A 4,571-nucleotide genomic window follows, 5' to 3' on the forward strand; every position below is an offset into this window, starting at 1 on the left:
AGTATTGTTAGTTTAGCAGGGACGGGAGGTATTGGTAAATCTGCCCTTGCTTGTCATTTTGCCACGCAGTATAAAGAGCATTTTACGGATGGGGTGATTGGGTTGCGAGTGGATGGAAAAGATGTGGAGACGATTGCAAGAGACTTTGCGCGAGAGATGGGAGTTATTTTTGAGGAAGAGGATGAACAAGCATTAGATGCAGCAACAATTATGCAGGAGTTATTTGCTTCTCGTCGAATGTTATTGATTTTTGATAATGCAGATGAAGCAAGTATTAAAAAATTGCGTCCTAGTGGGAATGTTTGTGCAATTATTGTCACGACAAGAGATCGCAGTTTATCGTTTTTCTTAGATATTCCCAATGAAGGTACAATTGATTTATCTCCTCTGATCGAACAAGACTCGTTGTTATTGTTACAACGTATTTTAGGAGAACAGCGCATTAATAGAGAATTAGATGCTGCTCGTGAAATCATTAAATATTTAGGTAATCTACCTTTAGCATTACAGATTACAGGCGGACATTTACAAGGAACAAAGCGTTCTGTAGGGGATTATTTAGAGCAACTCAAAGAAGAAATTCTAGAGTTGATGAGTCAAGATCATGATGATTTTAATTTAATAGCTTCATTGAGACTCAGTTTGGATTTATTGACAGAAGAAGAGATTGATTTTTTTGCTTGTCTGAGTGTTTGTGCTGAAGATGGATTTTCACGGAAAACGGCTATGATAGCAGGAGAAATTGAAAATAGATGGAAGGCACAAAAATATTTGGATCGTTTTCATCAATTATCATTAATCAATTATACCGAAGAAGGAGAGAATCGTTTTGTTTTTCATCCGTTGGTTCAAGATTTTTCACAGAATTTATTAGAACAAAGAGGACTTCGAGAAATAGCAGAAAGACGACACGCAAAATATTTTATTGATTGGATTGGATCAAATGCAGAGAATTTAAGTGTTATCGCTTCGCAGATTTCTGAGGATATAGACGACTTGATTTTAGTTGGGGAATGGCTACGAAATAATAAAATAGCAAATTATAATTTTATTGAATCTCTGCATGAATTTTTTGAAGAATATGGTTACTGGAAAAAAGCTGCCGAACTCATGAAAGATTTTCAGGAGTTTGCGACACAATCTAAAGATTGGGAATTTGTTGTTATTTTTTGTACCCGACGGGCAAGATATTTATCGTTACAGGAAAAATTTGAAGATGCGAAAGTAGTTCTTCAAATTATTCCAGAAATTTTAACAAATATTGAATCAGAAATGGTTCGCAAACGTTCTCACGTAAAATGGCTTGTTCGGCTGGGGAGAATTTTAGAACAACAAGAATATTTTGATGAAGCAATTGATAATCTGCAATTAGCTGTTAGTATTGCTCGATATATAGATGATACAGAAAGTTTACGAAATGCCTTAAATGTTTTAGGTTGGGTTTTCAAACGAAAAGGACAAATTGATAATGCAATTGAAATTTTTCAGGAAGAAATTAAGCTAAATAAAACTATCAATGACCAACAAGGAATAGCGATCGCCCTCAACCGCATGGGAGGACTATTACAACAGCAAGGAAGAATAGAGGAAGCTATTGCTGCTTTTCAGCGTGAAATTGAAGTCAGTGAAGCTATCAATGACCAAAAACAAATAGCGATCGCCCTCAACCGCATGGGAGGACTATTACAACAGCAAGGAAGAATAGAGGAAGCTATTGCTGCATTTCAGCGTCAAATTGAAGTCAGTGAAGCTATCAATGAACAAAAATCTGTAGCGATCGCCCTCAACTGCATGGGAGGACTATTACAACAGCAAGGAAGATTTGAGGAAGCTATTTCTGCTTTTCAGCGTCAAATTGAAGTCAGTGAAGCTATCAATGAACACCAATCTGTTGCGATCGCCCTCAACCGCATGGGAGGACTATTACAACAGCAAGGAAGAATTGAGGAAGCTATTTCTGCTTTTCAGCGTCAAATTGATGTCAGTGAAGCTATCAATGATCGTAAAGGAATGGAGATCGAACTCCATAAATTAGGTAATCTTTTAAAAGGTCAACAAAAATTCGCTGAAGCGGAGAAAACTTTCCGTCAGAGTTATGATATAGCAGTTCAATTAGAAGATCGACGAGGACAAGCATTAATTCTCAATAGTTTGGGTCAAGTTTTATCTAAACAAGGAGGACAAGAAAATATCAATCTCGCGTTAATAAATTTTCGAGAAAGTATTAAATTAGGACAGGAATTGAACAATTTAGAACACCTAGCCAAAGTTCATACTGCTATGGGAGAAGCTCTATTTGCCTATCAAAATGACAAACAGGCAGCCATTGCATTAATTAAAGGCTTTGAGATTGAGGAAAATTCAAAAAACACTAGAGGTTTAGAAATTGTAATTAAACCGTTAATGTATGTGTTGGTTAAATTGAATCGAAAAGAAGAAGCGAAAGAATACTGTCAGAGAGCCTTAACGATCGTACCCAATAATAAAAACATACTAGAACTTGAAAAGCAACTCTCGTCAGGAATTTTTCTCAAACAAGGAAAAGTTACAACAATCAAACATAATCAAAAAGATACAATGTATGGGTGGATTACTCCCAGCGATCGCAGCAATAGTATCTACTTCCACGAACATTTTATCAATTCCGACTGCATTTCTCAGCTTAAAATAGGGACTCGCGTTGAAGTCTTTATCAAAGAAAGTCAGAAAGGATGGGTTGCAACTTATATGAGAATTCTCGATGATGCGATAAAAATAAACAAATCTTAAAGGAAAAATCTGCAATATTGAGAAAGCGATCGCAGCTTGGTATAATGCCCAAAAATATTCTCTGGCTTGAAAGAAAGGCGATCACGATCTCAAGCAAAAAACCGTTTGACCAAACAATTAAATTCCGGTAACAAAGGACTGGTTAGAGTATCCTCAGAAAATAACGTTGCCGCTAATTTTAAAATGCCATTCTCTCGTCGATAGATTTGAACCGATTGTTTTTGACGATCGCAGATCCAATATTCTCGAACCCCTCGAGTCGAATAAAGTTTTAATTTCACCTCATAGTCTCGCTGGCGATCGGCAGTCGTTTTCGATAAAACTTCCACAGCTAAGTCTGGCGCATCGACAAGATGTCCCGCAGCATCTAATATATCTGACAAGCGTTCTTGACTGACCCAAACTACATCGGGGATAACGCTATCTGCCTCCGAAAAAATCACCCCAGGCGCGATCGCAGTGCTTCCTAAACCCGTTTTTTCGCACCAAAGATTTAACTGTGCGTAAATGTTTCCAGAAATTCTTTGATGTTGCCAATGGGGTACCCTCGTCACGAATAGTTCTCCTGCAATAATTTCATAGCGCTTATCGTTGTCTGGAAAGTGTTCCAGATCGGCGATCGTCCAGCAAATTTTTTCGGAGGCTGAGATTATCATCGCTTGATTTGATAGCTGCATTTTTTATTGTAATGCGATCGCGATCTGAAGTAAAATTAACTCAAGGAGATACAAAAATGAAACTCAAACAACGGTTACAAAAACAACGAGACGCGATCGCACAGTTTAAAAATCGAGCATATAGGAATAAACTTATAACGTGGTTATATTTTGTCAGCCAATGGCGAATATACGACAGGATTTTCAAGTTTGTGTACTGACTATCCGCTCAATCCGGATGTTTTAGCATTATTATGGGATGAAGTAGTCACTTACTGGACTTCTCCGAACGATTTAACCTTACGATCGCGCTTCTGCGATCCGAAATGGAGATAAGAATGTTACAACAAGATTTACAATACTTTATAGAAAATCGCGCCGAACATCTCGCGATTGTTCATCTAACTCGCAGACAAGATTTAAGTATTCAAAGAATCGACGATCGCGATCGCGGACTCGATCTGTTAGTCACGATCCAAAATAAAGGTGTCTTGACAGGTAAAATGTTTGGTATTAACGTGAAAGCAAAAGATGCAGCGATTAAAGATATTACCGATCGCTCCCAATTTCCCATTCAAAAAGGAATTCATTACTATCAAGATTTACCTTTTCCTGCTTGCGTCTTTTTCTTCACGATGGAAGACGATCGCGGTTACTATCAATGGCTAAAATATCCTCTTTTAGCTAACCAAACAAGCGAAACCGAGGAACGCGATCGCTGGTATCCTCTCGATGATAATGCCCTGGAGCAAATTGTTAAAGCGATCGCAGCTTGGTATGATGCCAAACAATATTCTCTGACTTGAAAGAAAGGCGATCGCGATCTGAAGTAAAATTAAATCTAATCCAAATCGTTCTTTATTAAAAACCTCAAGCAAAAAAGCGTTTGACTAAACAATTAAATTCCGGTAACAAAGGACTGGTTAGAGTATCTTCTGAAAATAGCGTCGCCGCTAATTTTAAAATGCCATTCTCTCGTCGATAGATTTGAACCGATTCTTTTTGACGATCGCAGATCCAATATTCTCGAACCCCTCGAGTCGAATAAAGTTTTAATTTCACCTCATAGTCTCGCTGGCGATCGGCAGTCGTTTTCGATAAAACTTCTACAGCTAAGTCTGGTGCATCGATAAGATGTCCCGCAGC

General features: G+C 37.9%; 5 protein-coding genes. 3 read left to right on the plus strand and 2 right to left on the minus strand.

The window, feature by feature from the left end; translation table 11 throughout:
- On the plus strand, positions 1-2,769 hold a 2,769-nt coding region (locus tag VB714_RS20995; RefSeq protein ID WP_323226640.1), incomplete at its 5' end, for a tetratricopeptide repeat protein.
- Positions 2,770-2,858: 89 nt separating this feature from the next.
- Here VB714_RS20995 and VB714_RS21000 read toward each other — a convergent pair.
- On the minus strand, positions 2,859-3,425 hold the full coding sequence (locus VB714_RS21000; RefSeq protein WP_323226641.1) for a Uma2 family endonuclease: 567 nt from the start codon (positions 3,423-3,425) through the stop codon (positions 2,859-2,861).
- A gap of 171 nt (positions 3,426-3,596) precedes the next feature.
- Here VB714_RS21000 and VB714_RS21005 point away from each other — a divergent pair, with 171 nt between their 5' ends.
- Both VB714_RS21005 and VB714_RS21010 read left to right on the plus strand, forming a co-directional pair.
- A complete protein-coding gene (locus VB714_RS21005; protein WP_323226642.1) occupies positions 3,597-3,761 on the plus strand; it encodes a hypothetical protein in 165 nt (54 codons plus the stop codon).
- A gap of 2 nt (positions 3,762-3,763) precedes the next feature.
- On the plus strand, positions 3,764-4,231 hold the full coding sequence (locus tag VB714_RS21010) for a DUF4365 domain-containing protein (RefSeq protein ID WP_323226643.1): 468 nt from the start codon (positions 3,764-3,766) through the stop codon (positions 4,229-4,231).
- A gap of 64 nt (positions 4,232-4,295) precedes the next feature.
- On the opposite strand, the gene VB714_RS21015 is transcribed toward VB714_RS21010, so the two are convergent.
- Positions 4,296-4,571, minus strand: a 276-nt coding sequence (locus VB714_RS21015; RefSeq protein ID WP_323226644.1) for a Uma2 family endonuclease, incomplete at its 5' end; no start/stop codon positions are given.

This window comes from Spirulina sp. 06S082 (genome assembly GCF_034932145.1).
In the GTDB taxonomy this organism is placed as follows: Bacteria; Cyanobacteriota; Cyanobacteriia; order Cyanobacteriales; family Spirulinaceae; genus CCY15215.